This window comes from Streptomyces sp. NPDC001890 (assembly GCF_042891445.1).
Classification (GTDB): Bacteria; Actinomycetota; Actinomycetes; order Streptomycetales; family Streptomycetaceae; genus Streptomyces.
Map to the genome: position 1 here is coordinate 171,887 of NZ_JBIATE010000013.1, position 26,401 is coordinate 198,287.

At 71.0% G+C, this 26,401-nt stretch carries 23 protein-coding genes and 1 riboswitch; of the genes, 13 read left to right on the top strand and 10 right to left on the bottom strand.

Going from position 1 to position 26,401, the window contains the following annotated elements; translation table 11 throughout:
• Positions 1 to 198: 198 nt before the first annotated feature.
• From ACFYY1_RS27480 to ACFYY1_RS27490, 3 genes are all read left to right on the top strand, one after another.
• A complete protein-coding gene (locus ACFYY1_RS27480) occupies positions 199 to 1,014 on the top strand; it encodes an ABC transporter ATP-binding protein (RefSeq protein ID WP_388590374.1) in 816 nt (271 codons plus the stop codon).
• Positions 1,004 to 1,867, top strand: coding sequence for an ABC transporter permease (locus ACFYY1_RS27485; protein ID WP_388590376.1), 864 nt, complete (start codon positions 1,004 to 1,006; stop codon positions 1,865 to 1,867). Before ACFYY1_RS27480 ends, ACFYY1_RS27485 begins: the two co-directional genes overlap by 11 nt.
• An 80-nt stretch (positions 1,868 to 1,947) precedes the next feature.
• A complete protein-coding gene (locus ACFYY1_RS27490) occupies positions 1,948 to 2,985 on the top strand; it encodes an ABC transporter substrate-binding protein (RefSeq protein ID WP_388590377.1) in 1,038 nt (345 codons plus the stop codon).
• An 81-nt stretch (positions 2,986 to 3,066) separates the two neighbouring features.
• Here ACFYY1_RS27490 and ACFYY1_RS27495 read toward each other — a convergent pair whose 3' ends face one another.
• Complete coding sequence (locus ACFYY1_RS27495; protein ID WP_388590378.1) at positions 3,067 to 4,368, bottom strand: hypothetical protein; 1,302 nt, start codon at positions 4,366 to 4,368, stop codon at positions 3,067 to 3,069.
• Complete coding sequence (locus ACFYY1_RS27500; RefSeq protein WP_388590380.1) at positions 4,365 to 6,395, bottom strand: transglycosylase domain-containing protein; 2,031 nt, start codon at positions 6,393 to 6,395, stop codon at positions 4,365 to 4,367. The genes ACFYY1_RS27495 and ACFYY1_RS27500 overlap by 4 nt, the downstream gene beginning before the upstream one ends.
• Positions 6,396 to 6,762: 367 nt before the next feature.
• Here ACFYY1_RS27500 and ACFYY1_RS27505 point away from each other — a divergent pair, with 367 nt between their 5' ends.
• Positions 6,763 to 8,031, top strand: coding sequence for an MFS transporter (locus tag ACFYY1_RS27505; protein WP_388590382.1), 1,269 nt, complete (start codon positions 6,763 to 6,765; stop codon positions 8,029 to 8,031).
• On the opposite strand, the gene glpK is transcribed toward ACFYY1_RS27505, so the two are convergent.
• The 3 genes from glpK to ACFYY1_RS27520 all read right to left on the bottom strand — a co-directional run bounded on the left by glpK (position 8,018) and on the right by ACFYY1_RS27520 (position 11,038).
• Entirely contained in the window at positions 8,018 to 9,535 is a 1,518-nt protein-coding gene (gene glpK / locus ACFYY1_RS27510) for a glycerol kinase GlpK (RefSeq protein WP_388590383.1), read from the bottom strand. The genes ACFYY1_RS27505 and glpK overlap by 14 nt on opposite strands.
• Before the next feature lie 46 nt (positions 9,536 to 9,581).
• Positions 9,582 to 10,427 carry an MIP/aquaporin family protein gene (locus ACFYY1_RS27515; RefSeq protein ID WP_388590384.1) on the bottom strand — a complete coding sequence of 282 codons (846 nt, stop codon included), beginning with the start codon at positions 10,425 to 10,427 and terminating at the stop codon, positions 9,582 to 9,584.
• 137 nt (positions 10,428 to 10,564) lie between these two features.
• Positions 10,565 to 11,038 (bottom strand): MarR family winged helix-turn-helix transcriptional regulator, encoded by a 474-nt coding sequence (locus tag ACFYY1_RS27520; protein WP_388590385.1) that lies wholly within the window; start codon positions 11,036 to 11,038, stop codon positions 10,565 to 10,567.
• A 57-nt stretch (positions 11,039 to 11,095) separates the two neighbouring features.
• Between ACFYY1_RS27520 and ACFYY1_RS27525 the strand changes: the two genes are divergently transcribed.
• Positions 11,096 to 11,920 (top strand): alpha/beta fold hydrolase, encoded by an 825-nt coding sequence (locus ACFYY1_RS27525; RefSeq protein WP_388590386.1) that lies wholly within the window; start codon positions 11,096 to 11,098, stop codon positions 11,918 to 11,920.
• A 57-nt stretch (positions 11,921 to 11,977) separates the two neighbouring features.
• Here ACFYY1_RS27525 and ACFYY1_RS27530 read toward each other — a convergent pair whose 3' ends face one another.
• Positions 11,978 to 12,382, bottom strand: a complete 405-nt coding sequence (locus ACFYY1_RS27530) for an ArsR/SmtB family transcription factor (protein WP_388590388.1) — start codon at positions 12,380 to 12,382, stop codon at positions 11,978 to 11,980.
• A 101-nt stretch (positions 12,383 to 12,483) separates the two neighbouring features.
• Between ACFYY1_RS27530 and ACFYY1_RS27535 the strand changes: the two genes are divergently transcribed.
• Positions 12,484 to 14,460 (top strand): heavy metal translocating P-type ATPase, encoded by a 1,977-nt coding sequence (locus ACFYY1_RS27535; RefSeq protein WP_388590389.1) that lies wholly within the window; start codon positions 12,484 to 12,486, stop codon positions 14,458 to 14,460.
• A gap of 10 nt (positions 14,461 to 14,470) precedes the next feature.
• Here the strand turns inward: ACFYY1_RS27535 and ACFYY1_RS27540 are convergent, their stop codons facing one another.
• Positions 14,471 to 15,769 carry an APC family permease gene (locus ACFYY1_RS27540; protein WP_388590390.1) on the bottom strand — a complete coding sequence of 433 codons (1,299 nt, stop codon included), beginning with the start codon at positions 15,767 to 15,769 and terminating at the stop codon, positions 14,471 to 14,473.
• Between the two features lie 161 nt (positions 15,770 to 15,930).
• Here ACFYY1_RS27540 and ACFYY1_RS27545 point away from each other — a divergent pair, with 161 nt between their 5' ends.
• The 3 genes from ACFYY1_RS27545 (at position 15,931) to ACFYY1_RS27555 (ending at position 18,185) form a co-directional block, all read left to right on the top strand.
• The gene (locus ACFYY1_RS27545; protein WP_388590391.1) at positions 15,931 to 16,383 is read left to right on the top strand and encodes a hypothetical protein; all 453 of its coding nucleotides are present in this window, start codon (positions 15,931 to 15,933) and stop codon (positions 16,381 to 16,383) included.
• 103 nt (positions 16,384 to 16,486) lie between these two features.
• On the top strand, positions 16,487 to 17,155 hold the full coding sequence (locus ACFYY1_RS27550) for a DUF305 domain-containing protein (RefSeq protein WP_388590393.1): 669 nt from the start codon (positions 16,487 to 16,489) through the stop codon (positions 17,153 to 17,155).
• A gap of 250 nt (positions 17,156 to 17,405) precedes the next feature.
• Positions 17,406 to 18,185 (top strand): class I SAM-dependent methyltransferase, encoded by a 780-nt coding sequence (locus ACFYY1_RS27555; protein ID WP_388590395.1) that lies wholly within the window; start codon positions 17,406 to 17,408, stop codon positions 18,183 to 18,185.
• A gap of 26 nt (positions 18,186 to 18,211) precedes the next feature.
• Here ACFYY1_RS27555 and ACFYY1_RS27560 read toward each other — a convergent pair whose 3' ends face one another.
• On the bottom strand, positions 18,212 to 19,870 hold the full coding sequence (locus ACFYY1_RS27560) for an ABC-F family ATP-binding cassette domain-containing protein (RefSeq protein WP_388590397.1): 1,659 nt from the start codon (positions 19,868 to 19,870) through the stop codon (positions 18,212 to 18,214).
• A gap of 530 nt (positions 19,871 to 20,400) precedes the next feature.
• Positions 20,401 to 20,586, top strand: a riboswitch (cyclic di-AMP (ydaO/yuaA leader).
• Positions 20,587 to 20,590: 4 nt separating this feature from the next.
• On the opposite strand from ACFYY1_RS27560, the gene ACFYY1_RS27565 reads away from it, so the two are divergent.
• Positions 20,591 to 21,082, top strand: coding sequence for a transglycosylase SLT domain-containing protein (locus ACFYY1_RS27565; RefSeq protein WP_388590399.1), 492 nt, complete (start codon positions 20,591 to 20,593; stop codon positions 21,080 to 21,082).
• A gap of 45 nt (positions 21,083 to 21,127) precedes the next feature.
• On the opposite strand, the gene ACFYY1_RS27570 is transcribed toward ACFYY1_RS27565, so the two are convergent.
• A complete protein-coding gene (locus tag ACFYY1_RS27570) occupies positions 21,128 to 22,285 on the bottom strand; it encodes an FAD-dependent monooxygenase (RefSeq protein WP_388590401.1) in 1,158 nt (385 codons plus the stop codon).
• Positions 22,286 to 22,372: 87 nt separating this feature from the next.
• Between ACFYY1_RS27570 and ACFYY1_RS27575 the strand changes: the two genes are divergently transcribed.
• Entirely contained in the window at positions 22,373 to 22,972 is a 600-nt protein-coding gene (locus tag ACFYY1_RS27575; protein WP_388590403.1) for a TetR/AcrR family transcriptional regulator, read from the top strand.
• A 12-nt stretch (positions 22,973 to 22,984) separates the two neighbouring features.
• Here ACFYY1_RS27575 and ACFYY1_RS27580 read toward each other — a convergent pair whose 3' ends face one another.
• Positions 22,985 to 23,305: a hypothetical protein gene (locus ACFYY1_RS27580; RefSeq protein ID WP_388590405.1), complete on the bottom strand. Its 321-nt coding sequence runs from the start codon at positions 23,303 to 23,305 to the stop codon at positions 22,985 to 22,987.
• Positions 23,306 to 23,653: 348 nt separating this feature from the next.
• Here ACFYY1_RS27580 and ACFYY1_RS27585 point away from each other — a divergent pair, with 348 nt between their 5' ends.
• Together ACFYY1_RS27585 and ACFYY1_RS27590 are read left to right on the top strand one after the other, a co-directional pair.
• The gene (locus tag ACFYY1_RS27585) at positions 23,654 to 25,051 is read left to right on the top strand and encodes an APC family permease (protein ID WP_388590407.1); all 1,398 of its coding nucleotides are present in this window, start codon (positions 23,654 to 23,656) and stop codon (positions 25,049 to 25,051) included.
• 203 nt (positions 25,052 to 25,254) lie between these two features.
• A complete protein-coding gene (locus ACFYY1_RS27590) occupies positions 25,255 to 26,367 on the top strand; it encodes an NAD(+)/NADH kinase (RefSeq protein ID WP_388590408.1) in 1,113 nt (370 codons plus the stop codon).
• The last annotated feature ends 34 nt before the right edge of the window (positions 26,368 to 26,401 follow it).

The window sequence follows — 26,401 nt, forward strand, 5'->3', positions numbered from 1 at the left end:
GCCCGCCAGGAACATGTTGCTCCGTTTCGTCCTCGTGTGAACGCAACGTAAACGTCGTGGTCGCCGATGACCAGTCCTCGTGGCGCATTCGTTGCCGGGGCGCGAGCAGAACGAGCAGAACCCCTGGTTATGAGCAGAACCCGGAGTTGTGGGCGCAAGGGTGCCCGGTTCTCCGGGGCGCCTCTAGCGTCCCGCTCCATGAAAAGCGAAACGAGCCCCGCCATCGAACTGCGGGGGGCGAGCAAAGCGTTCCGGACTCCGTCGGGGGCGCTCCACACCGCCGTACGGGATCTGGACCTCACGATCGGGCGCGGTGAGTTCGTCGCCGTGGTGGGTCCCACCGGATGCGGCAAGTCGACCACGCTGACCCTGGTCAGCGGACTGGAGGAGCCCACCGAGGGCGAGGTGCTGGTGGCCGGGGAGCCGGTGCGCGGCATCGGCGACAAGGTCGGCTTCGTCTTCCAGCAGGACGCCGTCTTCCCCTGGCGGACCGTGCTGTCCAATGTGATGGCGGGGCCCCGCTTCCGCGGTGTGCCGGGGCCCGAGGCGAAGGAGCGGGCCCGGGAGTGGCTCGCCAGGGTCGGCCTCTCCTCCTTCGAGGACCGTTACCCCCACCAGCTGTCCGGCGGCCAGCGCAAGCGCGTCGCGCTCGCGGCGACCTTCGTCAACGACCCCGAGATCCTGCTCATGGACGAGCCCTTCTCCGCGCTCGACGTGCAGACCCGGGCGCTGATGTCGGACGAACTGCTGGAGCTGTGGGCCGGTACCGGCGCCTCCGTCGTCTTCGTCACCCACGACCTGGAGGAGTCCATCGCACTGGCCGACAAGGTCGTGGTCATGACCGCGGGACCGGCCACGGTCAAGGAGGTCTTCGAGATCGACCTGCCCCGTCCCCGCAAGGTCGAGCAGGTGCGGCTGGAGCCCCGGTTCGTCGAGATCTACCGGGAGATCTGGTCCTCGCTCGGCGAAGAGGTCCGCATCACCCGCGAGAGGGGTGCCCTCGATGTCGCCTGACACCATCACCGCGAGCGCCGCCGTGACGAAGACCGAGCGGACCCGGGCCAGGGCCAGGGCCGCCAGGAACCGCAAGTACCTGGTGACGGCGAGCCGGATCGCGGTGCTCCTCGCGGTCGTCGGACTGTGGGAATGGCTGGCCCGTACGGCGGTCATCGACCCGTTCAACTTCTCCATGCCGTCCAGGATCTGGGACCAGATCCGCACCTGGGTCGTCGACGGAACCGCCCAGGGATCCCTCTGGGAACAGATCTGGTACACGCTCTACGAAGCGCTGCTCGGCTGGGTCATCGGTGTGATCGCCGGAGTGCTGCTCGGGATCGCCCTGGGCCGCGTCCGGTTCGCCGCCGATGTCCTCGGCCCGTACATCAAGGTGCTCAACGCGCTGCCCCGGATCGTGCTCGCGCCGATCTTCCTCATCTGGTTCGGTCTCGGCCCGGCGTCGAAGGTGGCCTCCGCGGTCGTCCTGGTGTTCTTCCCCGTCTTCTTCAACGCCTTCCAGGGCGCACGGGAGGTCGACCGCAACCTCGTCGCCAACTCCCGCATCCTGGGCGCCGGCAACCGCCAGGTCACCCTGCAGGTGGTCATCCCCTCCGCCACCTCGTGGATCTTCACCAGCCTGCATGTGAGCTTCGGCTTCGCACTCATCGGCGCGATCGTCGGCGAGTACATCGGCGCCACCAAGGGACTCGGCCTGCTGGTCGCCGCCTCCCAGGGCACGTTCAACGCCGCCGGTGTCTACGCCGCGATGGTCATCCTCGCGATCGTCGCGCTGCTGGCCGAGGGGCTGCTGACCTTCCTGGAGAAGCGGCTCTTCCGCTGGAAGCCGGCGGACTCCGGCACCGCCCGCTGAGCCGGCACCTTCCACCGACGCCCCGTCACCACGACTGTCCCCGACTGTTTCTTCTGTTTCCTCACAAGGACGTGAATCAGATGCGTGCATCCACCCGGATCCCGGCCCTCGCCATCGCCGGCGTACTCGCCCTGACCAGCCTCACCGCCTGTGGCGGCGATTCCACCTCGGCCTCCGGGGACAAGAACGACAAGGTCAAGATCATGGTCGGGGGCCTGGACAAGGTCATCTACCTGCCCGCGATGCTGACCGAGCGGCTCGGCTACTTCAAAGAAGAAGGGGTGTCGGTCCAGCTCCTGACCGAGCCCGCCGGAGTCCAGGCCGAGACGGCACTGGTCTCCGGAGACGTCCAGGGCACGGTGGGCTTCTACGACCACACCCTCGATCTCCAGGTGAAGGGCAAGCAGGTCGAGTCGGTCGTCCAGTTCTCCCAGGCCCCCGGCGAGGTCGAGATCGTCTCCAACGAGGCGGCGGGGGAGGTCCGTTCGGCCAAGGACTTCAAGGGCAAGAAGCTCGGTGTCACCGGCATCGGCTCCTCGACCGACTTCCTGACGAAGTACCTCGCCGTGAGCAGCGGTGTGAAGACCAGCGAATTCACCCCCGTGGCAGTCGGAGCCGGGCAGACGTTCATCTCCGCACTCCAGCAGGGTTCCATCGAGGGCGGCATGACCACCGACCCCACCGTCGCCACCATCCTGGACAAGAAGCTCGGCAAGATCCTCATCGACATGCGGACCCCGGAGGGATCCAAGCAGGCGCTCGGCGGGCTCTACCCCTCGTCCAGCCTCTACATGCAGACCGAGTGGGTCGACAGCCACAAGAAGACCGTCCAGAAGCTGGCCAACGCCTTCGTCAGGACGCTGAAGTGGATGTCCACGCACAGCGCCGACGAGATTGCCGCGAAGATGCCCGCCGACTACGCCCAGGGCGGCGGCAAGGCCCTGTACGCGCAGGCGATCAAGAGCACACTGCCCATGTTCACCAAGGACGGCGTCATGCCCGCGGACGGCCCCGCCACCGTCGAGCGGGTCCTGAAGGCCTTCAACCCGAACCTGAAGAACGCCGAGGTGGACCTCGCCAAGACGTACACCACGGAGTTCGTCGAGAAGGCGAACTGACCGCCGCCGCCCACAACATCCCCGCGCATGGCTGCGGCGCGACTCCCGTCCACCGGGAGCCGCGCCGACAGGGTGCGCCGTCTACTGCTTCCAGCTCGGGGGCTGGGCGGGGTCGAGGGTCCGCCACTGCGCGAGGACCTTGGGGTCCTGCGCGTCGAGCCAGTCGGTCAGTTCACGGAAGGACACACAGCGGACCTCCTTGCGGGGGCAGACCTCCCGCATCGTGTCCTCGGCGGCGTCCATGTAGATGCCGCCGTTCCAGTCCTCGAAGTGGTTCCCGATGAACAGCGGTGCGCGGCTGCCGTGGAAGACCCGGTCGAACCCCGCCACGTACGCCTTCCGTGCCTCCTCGCGCCACGTCGGGTACTTCGCGGGATCGCCCTCGGTGCTGCCCTCGGACTGGTTGTAGAGGAAGTTGAAGTCCATCGACAGCACCTGGAAGTCCTTGCCGGGGAACGGCAGCATCTGCAGCGGGAGGTCCCAGATGCCGTTCTTCTTGGACGGCCAGATCTGGAAGTCGCCCGGGGAGCTCGCGTCGTAACGCCAGCCGAACGGCTTGGACGCCGGCAGCAGGTTCTTCTGGCCCTCCAGACAGGGGGCCCGCCCGCCGACGACCTCGCGGGTGGGGTCGAAGGGGAGCGGGTCGAGGTCCTTGAAGCCGGTGTTCGTCTTCCAGTTCTGCACGAAGGAGTAGAACTGGCCGATCTCGCTGATCCACTCGTCCTTGCTCCAGTCCCCACCGCCCTTCTTCTCGCAGAAGTGGCCGTTGAAATGCGACCCGATCTCGTTGCCCTCCCGCCAGGCGCCACCGAGCTGCTCCAGCGTCATCCGGATGTGCTCGCGTGTCGGGTACGAGATCGCGGCGGCGCCCTTCTTGTGCTGGGGCGGCCGGTAGAGGTCCTGCTTCTCCTTCGGGAGCAGATAGATGCCGGTGAGGAAGAACGTCATGTGCGCGTTGCTCTCCTTCGCCGCACGGCGGAAGCGCGAGAACATGCGGTCGTCGCCCTCCAGCGCGCCGTCCCACGAGAACACCACGAACTGCGGGGGCCGTTCACCCGGCTTGAGCCGCTCGGCCTTCAACTGGCCCGGCTGCGGACCGGTGTAGGACGTGGAGCCGTCCCCCAGGATCTTGACCTTCCCGTCCCACTCCTCCTCCTCGGTGCTCCCGCCGCCCCCGCGGTGCTCCCGGGCGGTCGGCGTCGGCGCGGCGACGGTGCGCGTGCCCTCCTGCGGGGTCCGGGCGTCCGAGGCGTCCTCGGACAGCAGCGGGACGAGAGCCGCGGAACCCGACACCACGAGACATGCCGCGAGCCCCAGGACGATACGGGGGGTGAGACGGGCCCGTATTCGGGCCGCGGTGGACTTCACTCTGTTATCCGTCACTTCGTCGTGGCTTCCGTGTAGGTGTTCCAGATCCGTGCCGGGAGCTCTCCGTCGTCCTCGGGACCACCGGCCAGCCCCTTGAGCGGCAGCGGCGCGAGGCTCTTGGTCAGGTCCATGCGATAGACGACGACGGCGGTGGACGCGGCCGGGCCGTATCCGACGTACCAGCGCGCGGTGTCGTCCTCGGTGGTCCCGGCCTTGGTGGCGACCGGGGCGGCCAGGGCGACCCCCCTCTCGTCGGGCCGGGTGAGCGATCTGGTGATCGCGTCGGCGACGTCGGACCGTACGGCGCGCCTGGGCCGCGGCAGGTCGAGCCGGACCGGCTCGCCGTTGCGGGTGACCTTGCGGACCGAGTACGGATCGGTGTGCACGCCGCGGGCCGCGAACGTTCCGTACGCGTCGGCCATCCGGATGGCGCTGGGGGTGGAGTTGCCCATCGCGAACGCCGGGACGGGCGGGCCGAAGCTGGCCGGGAGCAGCCCCGATGCCTCGGCGGTGCTGCGGACCAGCTTGAGCCCCGTGTCCATGCCGAGTTGGAGGAAGGGGGAGTTCGCGGACTTCGTCATGGCGTCGTGCAGGCTGATCCGGCCGAAGGACTTGTCGCCGTCGTTGTTGCCCTTGACCATCCTGCCGCTGCGGTCCCAGTAGGGGCCCTCGGGTGTCATGACGGGGATGCCGTCGTCGCCGTCGTACTCGGTCGCCGGTGTGACGGTGGAACGTGGGCCGTTGCGTTCGTGTGTCACACCGTGCTGGAGGCCGGCGGCGTAGACGAAGGGGGTGAACGCCGAACCGGCCGGAACGGTGCCCGCGTTGGATTCGTTGAAGGCCTGCCGCTCGAAGTCCGGTCCGCCGTACACCGCGAGGATCCGGCCGTCCGGTGCGACGGTCGAGGCGCCGAACCGGACGTACCGGTCGGCCTTGCGCTTTTTGGGATCGAGTGCGCCGCGCGCATCGCGGACGGCCCGGGTGAGGGCGGTCATCCGCGGCTTCTCGAACGTCGTGTAGATCTGGTAGCCGCCGAGGTCGAAGCGGGCGTCGGAGATGTGGCCCGCCCGCTTGGCGTACGACTCGGCGAGCTGTACGAGATATCCGTCCTGCCCGCCCGCGCTGTTGGGCCGGTGCGGGGGTCTCGGCTCGGGGAAGGTGGTGTACGTGGCCCGTTCGGCCGGGCTCAGCTTGCCGATCTTCACCATGCGGTCCAGCGTCCACCGCCACCGCTCGACGGCCCGTTCACGGTTGCGGGGATTGACGGCCGGGTCGTACAGCGAGGCACCTTTGAGCAAGGAGGCGAGGAAGGCGCCCTCGCTGGCGTTCAGCTGGGTGACCTCCTTGCCGTAGTAGGCCTGCGCGGCGCGCTGGAGACCGTAGGTGCCGCGGCCGAACCAGCTGGTGTTCAGGTACTCCTGAAGGATCTTGTCCTTGCTCAGGCGGCGGTCCAGTTTGACCGCCAGCAGCATCTCGGTGAACTTCCGCGAGAAGGACTGGTCCTGCGAAAGGTAGACGTTCTTCACGTACTGCTGGGTGATGGTGGACCCGCCCTGGGTGTCACCGTCACCGACGGTGCGCCACAGCGCGCGCGTGATCCCTTGCGTCGATATGCCGTGGTCGGAGTAGAAGTCGGCGTTCTCCGCCGCCAGTACGGCCCATCGGACATGGTCGGGGATCTTCGACAGGGGCATCTCCTGGCGGCTCACCCAGCCGGTCCGGGCCATCGGCGTGCCGTCGGCCCAGTAGTAGACGGTGTCCTGCTGGGTGGCGAAGGCGTTGAGGTCCTCGGGTATGTCCGTACGGGCGTAGGCGATGCCCACCACCGTCGCCAGGGTCGTGGTGAACATCAGGAACGAGCCCAGGGCCAGCCGCCACGAGGGCACCCATCGTCGCCAGCCGCTCCGTCCCGAGCGTGGGTAGTCCGGTCTGCGAAGCCGGCGGGCGCGCGGGCGCTTCGTCTGCTTCCGGCGCCCCGTACCCGGAACCAGCACCGCTCGCGCGGCCAGCGCCGCCCTGCTGAATCTGTTGTGCTGTGTCATTTCGTCCAGCCAGGACAGGCCGGGCCGGCCGCGGACCGCGGCCGTGCCCGTGCAGTGGTCATTGAACGTCCGTCGCCACACGTCGGCACATCGACGCCAACAGATCAAAGGCCAAAGCGTGACCGAGAGTTCTGTCGCGAAGTCACGTAAAGATAACAGGCCCCCGGGAGAGGTCGTGCCGGTCTCCGGCGAACCGGCCCGACATCCGTGCGGCGGCGCCCTGGTGACAACGGGGGCCACCGGCCTAAGGTTTGAGAGCGCACAGCCGGGCCGACGGCACCGAGTACCGCGAAACCCTCCACTGCGGCGGCCCGCCCTCGCGCGCCGCAGGGCTCTTCCTCCACCGGGAGCACCAGGAGCACCGACCATGGGCACCAGCAGCACCCCAGCACGGCCGCGGACCCGCCCCGGTCCCCGGGAGTTCCTGCCGCTGGTCCAGGGCGCGACGCTGATCGAGTGGACCGGAACGGGCCTCTTCCTCGCCGTCTCGACCATCTACTTCGTCAAGGTCGCCCATCTCAGTACCGCGTCCGTCGGCACCGGCCTGACCATCGGCGGAGCCGTCGCCATCGCCGCCGCCGTACCCATCGCCCGGCTGGCCGGACGCTTCGGTCCCAAGCCGGTGCTGATCGCTGTGATGCTGCTGCGCGCACTGGCCACCGTGGGCTACCTGTGGGTCGACGGCTGGTGGAGCTTCCTCCTCGTGGTCGCCGCCATCGCCGTCACCGAGCAGTCCTCACCCCCGCTGGTCCAGTCGTACGTCGGCGCACGCGCCCCGGTGAGCCTGCGCGCGAAAGTCATGGCCGTGCAGCGCACCGTCGTCAACCTCGGCATCAGCCTGGGCGGGCTGATAGCCGGAATCGCCCTGGGATCCGGCGCCCCCGGAGCCTTCCGGCCACTGCTCATCGGCGGCGCGCTCGCCTATGTGGCGGTGGCCGCGGTGTACGCCACCGCGCGGCGGGAGGAAGCCCCGGCGGCGGCCTCCGGAGCCCGGGTGGCGGAGCTGCTGAGGGACCGCCGCCTGCTCGGCTTCACCGCGTACAACGCACTGGTGTCGCTCTGGATGCCGGTGCTCAACGTGGCCTTCCCGCTCTGGCTCGTCACCGGGACGGACGTACCGGAGCGTTACGTCGGCATCCTGTACGCCGTCAACACCGTGTTGTGCATCGCCCTCCAGTACCCGCTCAACCGCTGCTACAGCACCACCCGCCGGGCATGGTTCTCGTACGCGGCCGCAGCACTGCTGCTCGGCTGCGGCGCCCTGGCCTTCGCCGCCGCGCCCGCCTTCGGGGCGCGGCGGGCCCTGCTGGTGCTCGGTGCGGCCGTCGTCCTGCTGACCTTCGCCGAGCTGCTGCAGGTCGGTGCCTCGTGGACCCTCTCCTTCGACCTGGCACCGGAACGGGCGCGCAGCGCCTACCTGGTGCTGTTCAACACCAGCCGCACCGTGGCCAACCGGGTCGCGGGCCCGGTGCTGATGACCGGTGTCGTGCTCGCACTCGGTACGGCCGGCTGGATCGTGCTCGCCGGTGTGCTGCTGCTCGGCGCGCTCGTCCCCTTCGCGATGCTCCGCGCCGCGCGCCCCGACGGCGGCCGGACCCACGCCGGCACACCGCGTCGGACCGTCATCCCACGCTGACCCAGTCCAGGGTGCGCTCCACCGCCCGCTTCCAGTCCGCGTACCCCTGCGACCGCTGCTCCTCGCTCCACTGCGGCTCCCAGCGCTTCGACTCCTGCCAGTGCTCGCGCAACTCGCCCTGGTCCCGCCAGAATCCGGTGGCGAGACCGGCGGCGTAGGCGGCGCCGAGCGCGGTCGTCTCGGCGACGACCGGGCGGCTGACGGGGACACCGAGCACATCGGCCTGGATCTGCATGCACAGGTCGTTGGCCGTGACCCCGCCGTCGACCTTCAGCACGTCGAGATGGACACCGGAGTCCTGCTCCATCGCCTCCACCACGTCCCGGCTCTGGTAGCAGATCGCCTCCAGCGTGGCCCGCGCCAGATGGGCGCTGGTGTTGTACCTGGCCAGACCGACGATGGCGCCGCGGGCGTCCGAGCGCCAGTACGGGGCGAAGAGCCCCGAGAAGGCGGGCACGAAGTACATCCCCCCGTTGTCCGCGACGGACCGGGCCAGCCGTTCGCTCTCCGCCGCATCGGTGATGATCTTCATCTGGTCCCGCAGCCACTGCACGGCGGACCCGGTGACCGCGATCGAACCCTCCAGGGCGTACACCGCCGGGCTCTGTCCGAACCGGTAGGCGACCGTGGTGAGCAGGCCGTGCTGCGACCGGATGGGCTTCGTACCGGTGTTGAGCAGCAGGAAGTTGCCCGTGCCGTACGTGTTCTTCGCCTCGCCCGGCTCGAAGCACACCTGCCCGACGGTGGCCGCCTGCTGGTCGCCGAGCACCCCGGTGACCGGGACGGCGGCCCGCAGCGGACGCGAGGTGCGGGTGTGACCGTACGCCTGTGCGTCGGAGGAGGGATTGATGGTGGGGAGCATCGCCCGGGGGATGCCGAAGATGTCCAGCAGCTCGTCGTCCCAGTCGAGCGTCTCCAGGTTCATCAGCATCGTGCGGCTGGCATTGGTCACATCGGTGGCGTGGGTGCCCCCGTCGGGGCCGCCGGTGAGATTCCACAACACCCAGGCGTCCGTGTTCCCGAACACCGCGTGCCCCCGCTCCGCGGCCTCGCGGACCCCCTCGACGTTCTCCAGGATCCACTTGATCTTCCCGCCGGAGAAGTAAGTGGCCGGAGGAAGCCCCGACTTGCGCCTGATGACCTCGCCGTGCCCCTCCTTCTCCAGGGCCTGGGCGATCGAGTCGGTGCGGGTGTCCTGCCACACGATGGCGTTGCAGTACGGACGGCCGGTACGGGGGTCCCAGACGACGGTCGTCTCGCGCTGGTTGGTGATCCCGATGGCGTCGAGATCCGTGCCATGGAGACCACCGGTGCGCAGGGCGTTCTGCATCACCGAGTTGGTGCGCTCCCAGATCTCCACCGGATCGTGCTCCACCCAGCCGGGGCGGGGCAGGATCTGTTCGTGCTCCAACTGGTGTCTGGCCACTTCGTTGCCGTCATGATCGAAGATCATGAAGCGGCTGCTGGTGGTGCCTTGGTCCACTGCGCCGATGAAGTCCGCCATGGCGTGCTGCCTCTCCTGAGTCCGGGCTCGGTGATGGGACCGGGCGTCACGTCTCCGTCGGTACGGGGATGGTTCCCTCCGGTTCCTCTTCCGCCGTGGGGAGGAAGCGGCTGATGAACACCTTGTAGACGAACGCCCCCAGTGGTCCGCCGACCAGCGGGCCCACGATCGGCACCCAGAAGTAGAAGTTCCCGTACTGATCCCGCCACGCCTCGCCGTAACCGGTGAGGAAGCTCGCGAGCCGGGGGCCGAGGTCACGGGCCGGGTTGATGGCGTATCCGGCGTTGGTGCCGAACGCCATGCCGATGGCCACCACGATGAGGCCCACGATGAACGGGCCGAGATTGGCGCCCGGCGGGGTGTTGAGGAGATCGGTGACCGCGAAGATGAGCAGTACGAGAATCGCGGTACCGATGACCTGGTCCCGGAACGCTCCCCATTCGTGGACCGGAAGGGCGGGGTTGCCGTTGGCGGGCAGTGTGGAGAACACGAACTGCGTCTTGATCGTGTGCCCCGGGTCCGCCTTCGCCAGCGCCTCGGTGTAGTTCCACCGCACCAGCAGCGCCGCGACGAAGGCCCCCGCGACCTGGGCGAGGGAGTACGGCGCCACCTTCTTCCAGGGGAAGTCCTTGAACGCGGCGAGGGAGAGGGTCACGGCGGGGTTGAGATGGGCTCCGCTGAGCCGGCCCGCCACATAGACGCCCAGGGTGACTCCGAGCCCCCAGGCCCAGGCGATGCTGTCGTGATTCCCGAGCCCGCCCGGCGGATCGGTGAGCGCACCCCCCGCGACGACCTGGGCCACCACACCACAACCGATGAGGATGAGAATCATCGTGCCGAGGAACTCCGCGGAGAGTTCCCCGGCGAGCCCCGAATGCTTGAGCCGCCCCATGGGGTCTCGCTTCCTGTCGATTCACAACCTCTTGCGGCATGGATCCAGATTTGAGCGTAGACGGGGGCAGTTGGATCCGCACTCGGTGGCATACACACCGTTCCCGCCCCCTCCCGGGGTGGGAACGGTGCCCGGTCTCAGTCCACGTCGACGTGGTCGAAGAGCTCCAGCATCCGCCCGAGCACCCGTACGCACGCCGTCACATCGCCATCGGTGAGGTCCCCGTCCACCTGGCGCAGCAGCGACTGCTCGCGGGCCAGAGCGGCGTCGATCGCCGCCCGGCCGCTCGCGGTAGGCCTGACCAGCGACGACCGCTGGTGTGCGGGGTTGGGGATGATCTCGACCAGTCCCGCGGCCGCGGCGTCGTTGACCATCCGTTGCACGAACTGCCGGCTCAGTGCCTGCGCCCGGCCCATTTGGGGGACCGTCATGGGGCCGTTCCCGCGCAGCAGATCCAGTACGGCACGTACACCGACGGACAGACCCTCGATCGGCGCGGTCTGTTCCACCTTGCGCTGCACGCGCCGGTAGAGCGGGCCGACCAGGGCGAAGACCTCCGTGAGCCGGTGGGCCAGTTCCTCGGGCGGCAGGGGCGGGTCGATATCGGTCATCCCGCAATCATGACACCTTGGTTGTCAATGTGGCCAGGGGATGGCACCTTGGTTGTCATGAGTGCTGCTTCCGAGCTGAAATTCTTCGAGACCGAGGACGGTCGCCTCGTCCACCGGGACACCGGCGAGGGCCCACTGCTGGTGCTGCTGCACGGCGGATTCCTGGATCACGGGATGTGGGACCACCAGGTGCCGGAACTGTCCCGCCATCACCGGGTGATCGTGCCGGACGCCCGTGGACACGGCGGATCGGCCAATGCGACCAGGCCCTTCCGGCACACCGACGACCTGGCCGCCCTGCTGCGCCACCTCGACGCGGGGCCCGCGGTCCTGGCCGGAGTGTCGATGGGTGCGGCCACCGCTGTCGACACCGCACTGGAGCACCCGGATCTGGTGCGTGCGCTGGTCGTCGGCGGGGCGGGGACGAGCGAGCCCGAATTCGACAACCCCTGGACCCAGGGGGTCCTGGCCGCGCAGGCCCGCGCCCTGGGTGCGGGTGACATCGAGGGCTGGATCGACGCCTTCGTGCTCTTCGTGGCGGGCCCGCACCGCACGCTCGACGACGTCGACCGAGCCGTGGTGGCGAGGGTGCGCGAGATGGCGGCCCGGACGCTGTCCAAGCACAGCGGTGGCGAAGCCGATCCGAGAGTGCCCGTTCCCGACACCTGGGCGCGGGCGGCCGGGATCGCGGTTCCGGTCCTGGCCGTCAACGGTTCCATCGACGCGGCGGATCACCTCGCCCTGGCCCGGCGCCTGGTGCGGACGGTCGCCGACGGGCGGGAGGTACTCGTCGAGGGCACCGCCCACTACCCAAACATGGAGAAGCCGGACGTGTTCAGCCGGATCCTCGGGGACTTCCTGGCGGCGGTGCCCGCGCCGTAGGGCGGCCGTACCCGCCCTGCGGAACGGCCGTAGCCGCCCCGCAGGGCGCAACCGTCCTCAGCGGCCGGCGGCGGCCACCGCGTCGTCGGCCCCCGCGGTGACCCGCGCCGGGGTGTCGTGCAGCCCCAGGCGCAGGTGCTCGACGTGGAAGAGGGCCTGGTCCAGAAGTTCGGCCACGTGGTTGTCGTACAGCGCGTAGATCACCGAGCGACCCCGGCGCTCGCCCGTGACCAGGCCGAGGTTGCGCAGCAGCCGCAACTGGTGGGAGCAGGCGGACTGCTCCATCCCGACCGCCTCGGCGAGCTCCGTCGCGGGGCAGGGCCCCTCCTGGAGGCGGGCCAGGATGCGGAGCCGGGACGGGGTGGCGAGAGCCTGAAGGGTGGACGCCACGTCGGTGGCCCCCACCGCGTCCAGGCGCTCGCGCGCGGTGGCGGCGGTCTTCGCGTCAACTCCGTGGCCCATGCCCTCATCCTACGGAGATGTATACATGAATGCGTGTTCATGTGATCCTGTATGGTGCGGGGGTCGCACCACTCCGCCCTCTCGCGTGAAGGATCACGCCCATGTCTTCGACCCTCACCCGCCCGGTCGCGCCCGCCGGCCCGGTCCGGACGGGAGGCCCTGGGCGGCGCACCCGGATCCTGGCTCTTCCGGAGGCCCGCTGGGCCGCTGCCGCGCTGCTGCTGTTCCTGGCCGCGTTGCCCCTGCACCTGCTCGGCGCCCCGTGGTGGACCTGGGGCCCGCTGTACGCGCTGACGTACGTCACGGGCGGCTGGGAGCCGGGCTGGGAGGGGCTGAAGGCGCTCAGGGGGAAGACGCTCGACGTCGACCTGCTGATGGTCGTCGCGGCTCTCGGCGCGGCGGCGATCGGGCAGGTGCTGGACGGTGCCCTGCTGATCGTCATCTTCGCCACCTCGGGCGCCCTGGAGGCATTCGCCACCGCGCGGACGGCGGACTCGGTGCGCGAACTGCTCGACCTGGCACCCGCCACGGCCACCCGGCTCGGCGAAGCGGGTGCCGAAGAGACCGTGCCCACCCAGGAGTTGTCGCTCGGGGACGTGATCCTGGTACGCCCCGGCGAACGCGTCGGGGCCGACGGCCGGGTCCTCGACGGGGCGAGCGAGGTGGACCAGGCAACCATCACGGGCGAGCCGCTGCCGGTGGCCAAGGAGCCCGGCGACGAGGTCTTCGCGGGAACCCTGAACGGCACCGGGGCGCTGCGGGTGGCCGTGGAGCGCGACCCGTCCGATTCGGTGATCGCCCGGATCGTCGCCATGGTCGAGGAGGCATCGGGGACGAAGGCCCCCACCCAGCTGTTCATCGAGAAGGTCGAACAGCGGTACTCGATCGGCATGGTGGCCGGCACCGTCGCCCTGTTCGCCGTGCCCCTGGCCTTCGGCGCGGCACTGCAACCGACGCTGCTCCGGGCGATGACCTTCATGATCGTGGCGTCGCCGTGCGCCGTGGTGCTGGCCACGATGCCACCGCTGCTGTCCGCGATCGCCAACGCCGGACGGCACGGTGTGCTCATCAAGTCCGCCGTGGTGATGGAGCGCCTCGGTCAGATCGACGCCGTCGCACTCGACAAGACCGGCACCCTGACCGAAGGCACCCCACGCGTCACCGACATCCGTCCGCTCGCCTCCTCGGGCCTGAGCGAGGACGCCCTGCTCACGCTGGCGGCGGCAACCGAGCATCCCAGCGAACACCCCCTCGCCCGCGCCGTCCTCGAAGCCGCCCGGACCCGCGGTCTCACCCTGCCGCCGGTGGCGGACTTCGCCTCCACCCCGGGCACCGGCGTCACCGCCACCGTGGATGGCCGCACGGTCGGCGTCGGCAGCCCGGCCCGCCTGCCGGCCACCCCTACCGGCGACGCCGAAGCGGCCGCCGGACTCGCCGCGCGGCTGGAGGAGAACGGCCGCACCGCCGTCCTCGTCGTGCTCGACGGCACTCCCGTGGGCGTCCTGGGCATCGCGGACCGGCTGCGCACCGACGCCCGGTCCACCGTCGTCCGTCTCACCCGACTCACCGGCGGCGCACCGGTGCTGGTCACCGGGGACAATCCGCGTGCGGCCGCCCGGTTGGCCGCCGAGGCCGGCATCGCCGACGTACGGGCCGGTCTGCTGCCGCAGGACAAGGTGCACGCGGTCAAGGAACTGGCGAGCGCCGGACGGAAGGTGCTGGTGGTCGGGGACGGGGTGAACGACGCCCCGGCCCTGGCCGCGGCCCACACGGGCATCGCCATGGGCAGGGCCGGCTCCGACCTGGCCCTGGAGACCGCCGACGCCGTCGTCGTCCGCGACGAACTCGCCACCGTGCCCACCGCCGTGGCGCTCTCACGGCGGTGCCGCCGCCTTGTCGTGCAGAACCTGGTGATCGCGGCCGTCTTCATCACCGGACTTGTCGTCTGGGACCTGGTCGGTACGCTGCCGCTCCCGCTGGGCGTCGCCGGGCACGAGGGCTCCACCGTCATCGTCGGCCTCAACGGCCTGCGCCTGCTCCGCGAAGCGGCCTGGACGCGCGCCGGGAGCGACGGCTGAAGCCGGACGGTCATGCTCCCGGTCTGCCGGACGACTGCTGCCGGCGTGCGCGGCGCAGCACCCTGCGTACGCCGTGGGCCAGCGCACCGGCCGTGAGCACCGCGGCCCCGGAGACGACCGAGGCCGACGGCAGCGCGAACGCGAGCAGCAGACAGCCGGCCAGTCCCACGACGGGCACGGCGAGCAGCGGACGGCCCTCGTCCGGGGCGAGCGTCAGAGCGGCGGCGTTGGCGATGGCGTAGTACGCGAGGACGCCGAACGAGGAGAAGCCGATCGCCCCGCGGACGTCCGTCGTCGCCGCCAGGACCGCGACGACGGCGCCCACGGCCAGTTCCGCCCGGTGCGGCACCCCGAAGCGCGGGTGGACCGCGGCGAGGGCGCGGGGCAGATGGTGGTCGCGGGCCATGGCCAGGGTGGTGCGTGAGACACCGAGGATGAGCGCGAGGAGCGAGCCGAGCGCGGCGACGGCCGCGCCGGTCCGGACCGCGGGCACGAGACCGGTGACCCCGGAGGCATGTGCGGCCTCGGCCAGCGCGGCCGGGGTGTGGGCGAGACGGTCGGGCCCCAGGACGGCGAGCAGCGTGACGGTGACGGCCGCGTAGACGAGCAGCGTGATGCCCAGCGCGAGCGGGATCGCGCGGGGGATGGTGCGTCGCGGGTCGCGGACCTCCTCGCCGAGCGTGGCGATCCGCGCGTAACCGGCGAACGCGAAGAACAGCAGACCGGCGGCCTGGAGCACACCTTCGGCGGTGACGTCCGCCCCGATGGCCAGCCGCCCGGCCTGCGTGGTGCCGCTGCCGAGGCAGGCGGTGACGACCGCCGCGAGGACGGCGAGGACGAACGCGACGATCACCCGGGTCAGCCGGGCGGACCTGTGCACGCCGGTGTAGTTGAGCGCGGTCAGGGCGACCACCGCCGCGACGGCCACCGCGTGCTCCTGGCCGGGCCACACGTAGGAACCGACGGTCAGTGACATCGCCGCGCAGGAGGCCGTCTTGCCGACGACGAAGGCCCAGCCGGCCAGCCAGCCCCAGAACTCGCCGAGCCGCTTCCTGCCGTACACGTAGGTGCCGCCGGACTCCGGGTGGCGGGCGGCCAGCCGGGCGGAGGACGTCGCATTGCAGTAGGCCACCAGCGCGGCCAGACCCAGCCCCGGCAACAACCCGGATCCGGCCGCGGCCGCGGCGGGCGACGGCGCGACGAAGACGCCCGCTCCGATCATCGAACCCAGGCCGATCACCACGGCGTCGAACAGACCGAGACGGCGTCTCAGCCCGCCCGTCGCCGCCGGCGTCGTCGATGTGGTCATCGTCCGCTCCAGCCGCCACAGGTACACAGTCGGGGGCACCGTAGCCGGGCAAGGTGTCCGGCAGGGGGCGGGGCAGTACGGCTGGGGAAACCCGGTGGGGGTATCGTCGGGCACGCACGACAGGACCCGTCGACCCGCACGAGCGAGCAATCGAGGCAGCCGTGGAACGCGGACGGACACGCACACCGGGAGCGTCCCGGCTGCTCGTGCTCTGTGCCGTCCTGCTCGGGCTGTTCCTCATGCACGGAGCACCCGCGAGCGCCGCGGAGGGCTGCCACGACGCGATGACCGTCACGGCGGCCGCACCCGCGCCAGGGCCCGTGCAGGTGACCGCCGGTCACGAGGGCATGCCGGCGACCGCCGGTCACGCGGCCGTGCGGGCCGAGCACGGTTCCGCTCGGGCGGCTGCCGCCATGCCCGGGATGAACGGCGAGTCGTGCGTATTCACCCATGCCCGTGACCGGGTGCTGCCGCTGCTGATGGCGCTGGGCCTGGTGCTCCTGGCCGTTCGGGCACCCGCCGGGCGGCGTACGGCCGTACGCGGACCGGCCCGGCGGGGACCGCCGTTGGCCGGCAGGGGGCTGCTGCTCCAGGTGTGCATCGCGCGGACGTGACAGGAATCCGCCGGTCCACGGCCCTTCGAGGCCGGACCGGCCGGACGAACCTGCCCCATTCGCGCGCCACGGACGTGGTGCATCCATCTGGAGAGAACCTCTGATGTCCGCTTCCCGCTGCTCTGCCGCCCGCCGCCGCACCCTCGCGGCCGCCGGCACCGTCGCCGCCCTCGCTCTGGCACTGACCGCCTGCGGCTCCTCCGACGGCTCGAAGCCCGACGGTTCGTCCATGCCCGGCATGGACCACGGCTCGGCCGGAGCCTCCGCACCGGCCACCCCCGGCGCCGAGTTCAACGACGCCGACGTCGAATTCGCGCAGCAGATGATCCCGCACCACCAGCAGGCCATCGAGATGGCGAAGCTGGCCGACGGCCGCGCCGCCGACCCCGAGATCAAGAAGCTGGCCACCGCGATCGAGAAGGCCCAGGACCCCGAGATCGAAACGATGAAGGGCTGGCTGACGTCGTGGGGCAAGCCGCTGCCCTCGTCCTCGATGGGTGACATGCCCGGGATGGATCACGGCTCGGACGGCTCGGGAATGCCCGGAATGATGTCCGACAAGGACATGAGCGATCTGACGGCCGCCAAGGGCAAGGACTTCGACAAGAAGTTCGCCCAGCTCATGATCGGGCACCACCAGGGCGCCGTCACCATGGCCGAGGACGAGCAGAAGCACGGCGACAACGCCGATGCGAAGAAGCTCGCCGGTGCCGTCGTCACGGCCCAGACCGCCGAGATCGAGCAGATGAACAAGATCATCGACAGGCTCTGACCCCGGCAGGGGTGCGGGCTGTCGGCACACGGGGCCCGCACCCCTTTTCCCGGTCCGGCCGGTACGGACACTTCCCGCTGACCGCTGACCGCTGACCGCTGACCGCTGACCGCTGACCGCTGACCGCTGACCGCCGACTGCCGACTGCCGACCGACCGCCGACCGACGCCCGGTCGGCGGCCACCGGAATCGCCGCCGGACTTGCGGCCAGGGGGTGGCCGAGTGCCGACAGCGTGGTTAGCGTGACCGAATGAACCGTGACGAACAGCTGCTGCACGCCTCGTCGTTCGGCGCGGCGGCGGTCGCGTACGCCGAGCACCGCCCGGACTACGTTCAGGACGCGGTGGGCTGGGCGCTCGAACCCGCGCCCGGCCCACGCGTGCTCGACCTCGGCGCCGGAACCGGCAAACTCACCGCCACCCTGGCCGCGACGGGTGCCGAAGTGATCGCGGTCGAGCCCGACCCGGCGATGCTGACCGAGCTGCGCCGTTCGCTGCCGGATGTCCGTGCCCTGCGGGGCAGCGCCGAGTCGATCCCGCTGCCGGACGCCTCCGTCGATGCCGTGCTGGCCGGCAACGCCATGCACTGGTTCGACATGGCCGTCGCCGGACCCGAGATCGCCAGGGTCCTCGCACCCGGCGGCGTCCTGGCCGGCCTGTGGAACCTCATGGACGACCGGGTCGACTGGGTCGCCGGGCTGGCACGGATCGGCGGGAGCGCGGCCGTCGGCCCGAGGGACACGCCCACCAGCTGGCGCGTCGAGACGGCGGACATGCACCTTCCGAGGACCGGCGGGGCCGCCCGCTTCGGCTCCCCGGAGCAGGCCGAGTTCCCGCACGGGCAGCACCGCACCGCCGACTCCCTCGTCGCGACCATCGGGACGCGGGCGGGGGTGCTCGTCATGCCGGAGGAGGAGCGGGAGGCACTGCTGGGCAGGATCCGCGCCTTCCTCGCAAGCCGGCCCGAGACCGCCCGCGGCGCGTTCACGCTCCCGATGCTGACCGGCGTGCTGCGCGTCCGGCGATTGTGAAGCGGACGGGGCCGATCGCCCCGGCATCAGTCGATCGGGCTCCGTAGCAGTTCCGCCACCTCCTCCGCGTCGGTCTCCCGCAGCTCCTCCCCGACCAGCAGCCACCTGGTGATGCCGACCGATTCGAGGAAGGCCAGGTCGTGACTGGCGATCAGGAGCGCGCCCTCGTAGGAGTCGAGCGCACCGGTCAGCTGCCGCACACTGGCGATGTCCAGGTTGTTGGTCGGCTCGTCCAGCATCAGCAGCTGCGGGGCCGGTGCGGCGAGCATCGTCGCCGCGAGGGCGGCACGGAAGCGTTCCCCGCCCGACAGCGTGCCCGCCGGCTGTTCCGCGCGCTTGCCCTGGAAGAGGAAGCGCGCGAGCTGGGCGCGGATGTGGTTGTCGGTGACCCCGGGCGCCATCCGGGCCACGTTCGCCGCGACGCTCAGTTCGTCGTCCAGCACATCGAGCCGCTGCGGCAGGAACCGCACCGGCACGAAGGTCCTGGCCTCGCCGGACAACGGGGGCAGCTCACCGGTGAGCGTGCGCAGCAGCGTCGTCTTACCGGCGCCGTTGCGGCCGACGAGCGCGACGCGCTCCGGTCCGCTCACCTGGAGGGCGCCCTCGCTCAGCCTGCCGAACCGGGGGCGCAGTTCGCTCAGGCGCAGCACGGTGCGCCCGGTGGGCACCGCCGTGTGCGGGAGGCTCACACGGATCTCGGCGTCGTCGCGGATCGCGTCGGCGGCCTCCTCCCGGCGTTCGCGCGCCTCGCTGAGGCGCTCCTCGTGGACGCCGCGAAGCCTGCCCGCCGACTCCTGCGCCGCTCGCTTCCGGCGGCCCGCCAGGATCTTCGGGAGGCCGCCCTCGGCCTCCGCCTTCCGGCCGTTCTTCTGGCGCCGCGCCAGCTTCACCCGGGTCTCCTCCAGTTCACGCTTCTGGCGGCGCACATCGGCCTCCGCGGCCCGCAACATCCGTCCTGCGGCCTCCTGTTCGGCGGCCACGGCCTCCTCGTACGCCGACCAGCAGCCGCCGTACCAGTTCACCGAACCGGTGCGCAGCTCGGCGATGCGGTCGACGCGCTCCAGCAGTTCCCGGTCGTGGCTGACCACGACGAGCACGCCCGAGCGCCAGGAGTCGACGGCTTCGTAGAGGCTGCGGCGCGCGAACGCGTCGAGGTTGTTGGTGGGTTCGTCCAGGAGCAGGACGTCGGGGCGCTCCAGCAGCAGTGCGGCCAGCCGGAGCAGAACGGTCTCCCCTCCGGACAACTGCCCCACGGTGCGGTCCAGTTCGATGCCGCCGAGGCCGAGCGATCCCAGTGTCGCCAGGGCCCGTTCCTCGATGTCCCAGTCGTCGCCGATCGTCTCGAAGTGCTTGTCGTCGACGTCCCCGGTCTCGATGGCGCGCAGCGCGTCGCGCCGCTCGGCGATGCCCAGGGCCCGGTCCACCCGCAGTGTGGTGTCGAGGGTGATGTCCTGCGGGAGGTGGGCGAGGGTACCGCCGACGCTCACCGATCCCTGGGACGGGCGCAGTCGACCGGTGAACAGCCGCAGCAGGGTGGACTTGCCCGCGCCGTTGGTGCCGACGAGCCCGACGCGCCCCCGGCCGATGCTGAGCGAGAGCCCGTCGAAGACGGTGGTGCCGTCCGGCCACCGGAAGGCCAGGGCCGAGCAGGTGAGGGAGGCGTGGGGGGTGGTGGGTGTCGCCATGGTGTTCCTCGCATTCGCAAGCGCAGTGAAGGGGGGCTTCGTATGCGAGCACCACGCGGCGACCGGGCAGCGGAAGGAGGTGCGGCGGTCCTGAAGATCGAGGGACGGCTCCTGCACCGAGGTCGCATCCACGCGGGGTCACGGGCAGCGCGAAGCACTGCTACGGCGTGACGGGCGTACGGGCGAAGCCGTACGGCGTGATGTTCGCGAACCTCAGATGCGCAACGTCCACCTCGATCGGAGACAACAGGACATCAAAACTGTAACGGCCGGGCGGAGGTGTGGCAATGTCACCCGGCCTCGGCGATCGCGGGGCGAAATGCCCGCTTTTGTGAATTCGTGGCGCGAGTCACGTTCGGCCCGTGGGGAGCCGTGCCCCGTGAATGGGTTCCCGTTCCGCACAAGGGGAGTGGGGTGTGCGGTGTGAGGTGGATTACCGAAATTCCCGTTAATCGATCTTGTGGGTGAATTGCATTCGGAAATTGGGGTCTTGTCCCATTCGGCTTTCCTCGCCTACGGTCACCGTCAATCCGGACGGAACGCCGAATCCTGCCGCCGTCCGGCAATCCGACCACTCATGTACGGCAGGAGCGGGGGACCCAGGTAAGCCGCCGGTCCGGAACCCGGAACGGCTCGGGGTGAAGCCGCGCTCGTGTGCGGCCAGGCATCTCCAGCCTGAACCCGACAGCTCACCTCGCAGGCGACGGAGAGGAATCCACCATGTCCGCAACGGGTACGTACCGTCGTCGCAAGTCCACCCCGCTGACCCGCGGTTTCATAGCCGTGGGCACGGGCGCCGCCGCCCTCCTGCTGCCGCTGCTCGGTGCCCACACCGCCTCGGCGGCTCCGGTGCAGTCCGCCGCCGCACCGGCCGCGCAGTCCGCGACGTACACCAACGATCTGGACGGCTGGATCAAGGAGTCGCTGGCCGTCATGGCCGAGCACAACATCCCGGGCAGCTACGACAGCATCCACCGCAACATCATGCGCGAGTCGTCCGGCAACCCCCGGGCCATCAACAACTGGGACTCGAACGCCGCCGCCGGGACGCCGTCCAAGGGCCTCCTCCAGATCATCGATCCGACGTTCCGGGCCTACCACGTGCCCGGGACCTCGATGGACAGCTACGACCCGGTCGCCAACATCACGGCCGCGTGCAACTACGCGGCCGCCAGGTACGGCTCCATCGACAACGTCTTCGGGGCGTACTGACGCACGCGACACCACCGCCGCACGGCCGGGGCTCCGCCCCCGGGGTCAGCCCGGCCCCGGGGGCGTCCAGTCGGCGTGGCGGAGGACCGCGCGGACGGTGACACGGGACGGCGCGAGACGCATCGCCGTATTGCGCAGCGCGACGGCCACCGGGTGGGAGAGCTGCTGACCCATCCGGCCGGCCTGCCGCGCGGCCCGTGCGACCGACTGGCTGCGGGGCCGGCGCTCCGCGTCGTAGCGGCCGAGTGCCGACTCGACGGTCGCTGCGCCGGACAGTGCGGCGGCCAGTGTCGCCGCGTCCTCCAGCGCCTGGCAGGCCCCCTGGCCGAGGTTCGGGGTCATGGCGTGCGCGGCATCGCCGAGCAGGGCCACCCGGCCCGCCACGTAGGAGGGAAGCGGGACGACCAGCTCGTGGACGTCATGGTGCAGGACGGCCTCGGGCCGGGTCGCCGCCAGCAGGGCGGGAATGGGGTCGTGCCAGCCGTCGAACCGGCGGCGGACCTCCGCCAGCGGGTCCGGGTGGCGCACGCCGGCGGGCGCGTTGAGCACCGCGTGCCACTCGGCCCGGCCGTCGGCGAAGGCGATGTGACCGAACTCGGCCCCCGGTCCCCAGGTCAGCTCGAAGTCGGTACGAAGGTCGACCGGTGACTCCGTGATGGCGCGCAGCACCGTCGACCCGCTGTGCGCCGCACCGGGGTGCCCCGGGAAGAGCAGGCCGCGCAACCGGCTGCTGATCCCGTCTGCGGCCACGACCAGGTCCGCCTCCAGCCGGGTGTCACCGGCGGCCAGCCGCACCCGCGAGGCGTCGGAGCGGTCGACGGACGTCACCTCGGACCCGATGACCAGGGACTCGGGGGGCAGGGCGGCGCGCAGCAACCGGTGCAGCTCGGCCCGGGGGATGCCCATGATCGGGGTCCCCAGCTCACGTTCCAGTGCCGCACCGTCCATGCGCGCCAGCAGGCGGCCGTCCGGGGTGCGGGTGCCACCGGTGTACTGCGGCCGCGCGGCCGCGCGCACCGCCGCGCCGACACCGAGGGCGTCCAGCGCGCGCATGCCGTTGGCGTGCAGGGAGATGCCCGCGCCCGCGTCGTCGAGGGTGCGGGCGCGTTCGACGACCGTCACCTCCCAGCCGATGAGCCGCAGCCCGATCGCGGCGGCCAGCCCGCCGATGCCGCCGCCGACCACCACCGCGCCGTTGCCCATGCCGGGTCCCCTCTCGTGCCCTGCCTCGACCTTCTACAGCTGTAGAAAGAGCGTACTACGTCGTCTCTACAGGTGTAGAAAGGGGTGATGACCACAGATCGACGGACCGTCCTGGCCGATGCCGCCATCCAGGTGCTGGCCGAGGAGGGGATGCGGGGCCTGACCCATCGGGCCGTGGACCGGGCGGCCGGCCTGCCGCCCGGCACCACCTCGGCGTACTACCGCACCCGTCAGGCCCTGCTCACCGCGCTCGTCAGGCGGCTCGTCGCGCACGACCAGGCGGAACTCCAGGCGGCCGGCGAGCGGGCGCCGGTGATGCGCGACGCCGGTGAACTGGTGGACGGGCTCGCCGGTTTCGTCGAGCGGCGGCTGACCGGAGCGGGGCGGCAGCGCTCGCTCGCCCGTTACGCGTGCGCGGTCGAGAGCGTGCGCCACCCGGAGCTGCGCGAGATTCTCGTGCCGCGGGAGAACGCGGCCCGTGACGCCGTGCGGGCGTTCCTGCGTGCGCGGGGGGTGGCCGACGCCGAGGGCCGCACGCTCACGCTGCTGGCCTGTGTGGACGGGCTGGTCTTCGACCGGCTGGTGGGCGGCGGGGAAGTACCGAGGGACGAGATCTCCGGCCTCGTCGCCACGGCCCTTCGTGGCCCCGGCTCACATGGGGGGCGTGACGGTGACGCCCCGGGGTGATGCCGGGCCGCGTCACTCCTGGGCGGGTTCCGCCGCCTGTCGCCGCGGTTCCCGGCGGGGCAGTACGGGAACGGTCGCCGCCTCCCCGTTCCGGACCGCCTGCACCGCCGCGTCGTGCAGGCGACGGCTGTCCTCCTCCGAACAGCACCGCACCGGACTGCCCGACATGGTGTACCAGTCGATCGCACCGCTGTACTGCACGGTGACCTGGGCCGAGTCATCCGCCCAGGTCGTGTGAACCGTCAGGTCCCCGGACAGCACACCGACCTCGTCCGTGAGCACGCCACCGCGTCCCGAGAACACACCGCAAGTCGTCCACGACGCCCAAGCCATGACTCCAGGCTGGCACCAGGGCGGCGGATGCGCGACCCGTGAGCTCCGCACTCCGGCCCCGGTCCGGCCGCCCCGCCCTTCCGGATGCTGGATATGGGGGAAACTTTCCACCGGGCCCGGCTGCGGTTCCCGCACCCGCCGATCCCCGTGCATTGACGCGTTGTTAGCGCCAAATCGTCGAATCAGCCCTTCGGGACGACGAATTCCGAAGGTTAACGCCTATTGACCTGCGGAACACGTCGGTATTGCATGTCGCGCTGGGAGCGACGAAACCACTCACCACGTCCTCGTCTGGAGGCGATACCGCTCCCGTGCTCAGACACCGCACCTGTCGATCGGAACCGCACGATGACCGAAACGCTCAGCGCTCCCCAGGCGCTCGCACCAGCGACCGGCCCCACTCCACAGAAGCTCAAGCGTTCCATCGGCGTCGTGGGCGGAACACTGCTCACGCTCTCCTGTGTGACGCCCGCCTCGACCCTCTTCGTGGTCGTACCGGACCTGTTCTCCAGCCTCGGCACGTACACCGCCCTCACCATCGCCATCGGCTCGCTGCTCTGCATCGCGGTCGCCTTCTGCTACTCGGAACTGGGCACGCTCATTCCGAGCGCCGGGGGCGAGTACGCCATGGTGTCGACGATGGCGGGGCGGCTCGCCGGGTGGCTCGTCTTCGTGCTCTCGCTGCTGGTCGTGATGATCGTGCCCCCGGTCATCGCCATGGGAACGGCCGACTACCTCGCTCCCCTCGTGCACATTCCGGCCTCCGTCGCGGGTGCCGGCGTCATGGTGCTCGCCACCCTCGCCGGTCTGCTGGACCTGCGTGCCAACGCGTGGATCACCGGCATCTTCCTGGTCCTCGAAGTGATCGCGGCGGCCGTCGTCGCCGTACTCGGCTTCGCGCACTCCGAGCGCGGTGCCTCGGCACTGGTGCACGGCTCGGTCGCCTCGTCGGGCGGCGGGAGTTCGACCGTCACCGCGATGATGGTGGTCTCCGGGCTCGCCATCGCGCTCTTCATCACCCAGGGCTTCTCCACGGCCGTCTACCTCTCGGAGGAGCTGGAGAACCCGCGGCGCAACGTGGCCCGCACCGTGCTCGCCACCCTCGCCATCTCCACGGCCGTCATCCTCGTCCCGGTCATCGCCATCACGCTGGGCGCCCCCGACCTGGCGGCACTGACCTCGGGCGACCTCAACACCATGGTCGCCGCCTGGTCCAACTCGGCCGTCGGGACCTTCGTCAGCCTCTGCGTCGCCCTCGCGATCATCAACGCGGGCATCGTGATGGTCATCCAGAACTCGCGGGTGCTGTTCGCCTCCGCCCGTGACAAGGCATGGCCCGAGCCGGTCAACAACGCCCTGTCCCGGCTCGGCCGGTTCGGCTCCCCGTGGGTCGCGACCCTGGTCGTCGGCGTTCCCGGTGCGGCGCTCTGCTTCGTCAACCTCGACACCCTGTACGGCGTCACCGGCGTCTCCGTCACCGCGATGTACCTGCTGGTCGCCGTCGCCGCGCTGCTCTGCCGCCGTGGCGCGCACCGCGAGGCGCCGGCCTGGCGCATGCCGCTGTGGCCCGCCGTCCCGGTCCTGCTGATCGCCGTGCTGGCGTACATCCTGACCCAGCAGGAGACCGAGTACCTGCTGTGGACCGGCGGGATCACGGCGGTCGCCACGCTCTACTGGGCGTTCTACCTGCGGCCCCGCAAGGACACCCGCTGGCTGGTCAGCATTCCGGAGGACGCGCGGTCCTGACCCGGACGTGTTCCGTGCCGTGCCCGGCCCGTCGGCGGAGACCATCCGCGGGCGCGCCGGGCACGCGTCCGTCCGGGCCGCCGCCGCGGGCCGGATCGCCCGACCGGGCGCGGTGACGGCCCGACGACGGGCGGATCCACCCCCGGCACCCGCACAGTGGGGTGAGGACAGGCCGTCGTCACCACACGGGGAGTCGGAGCGGGATGAGCGTGGCACGGGTCGGAGTCGTCGTACACCAGGGCCGTCCCGAGGCCGTCGTCGCGGCGGGCGTCGTGCGCGACTGGTGTGCCCGCGAAGGCATCCCCTGCACGGACATCGACGTGTGGCGCGAGGACGGGCACAGGCGCGGCGGGCGCGAGGAGGCCGATGTCGCGGGCAATCCCGATCTCATCGTGACGCTCGGCGGCGACGGGACGTTCCTGCGCGGCGCCCGGATCGCCGCCAAGAACGACGGTGCCGTCCTCGGGATCGACCTGGGACGCGTCGGTTTCCTCACCGAGGTCCCGGCCAAGGACGTGGTCCGGGCGCTCGACGCCGTCCACCGGGGCCGGGCGGCGGTCGAGGAGCGCATGACCCTGACGATGCGGGCCTCCCGCGTACTCGAAGTGCCCAAGGACATCGACGCCCTGATGGCCTACGGGCGACGCCCGATGCTGCCGCCCCCGCACGTCGACCTCGAAGCGGAGGCCGCGGCGGCGGACTGGGGCGTGGCACTGGACGTCACCGCACTCAACGACGTCGTCGTGGAGAAGCTCGCCCGCGACCGCCAGGTCAGCCTCGGCGTCTACATCGGCGGCCGGCTCCTCGCCTCGTACTCCGCCGACGCGGTCATCATGGCCACCCCCACCGGCTCGACCGCCTACAGCTTCGCCGCGGGCGGTCCGGTGGTCTCGCCACGCATGGACGCCGTCCTCTTCACGCCCGTGGCGGCGCACATGACCTTCGACCGTACCGTCGTCGCCGCGGCCGACGAACCGATCGCCGTCCGGGTGCTGCCGCACTCGGGGCAGGGGGCGGTGACCATCGACGGCCAGCTGCGCGGGGTACTGGACGCCGGGGACTGGATCGGGGTGTACGCGGCACCGCACCGCCTCCGCGTCATCAGGCTCGGCGCGCACGACTTCTACGGGCGGCTGCGCACCCGCCTGCGTCTCACCGACGCTCCGGCCACGGCGGCCGACGGCGCGAGCGCGCCGCTCTTCCGCCCGGACGGACCGGTCCCGCACGACCTGGCCCACCTCCATCTGTCCCCCGCGGACCGGGACGCTGCCGAGGGCGGCCGACCAGACACGGCACCACCCGGATCCCGCCCGTGAAACCGGGCCGCAAGGGCGAAGCCCCGTACGCCGA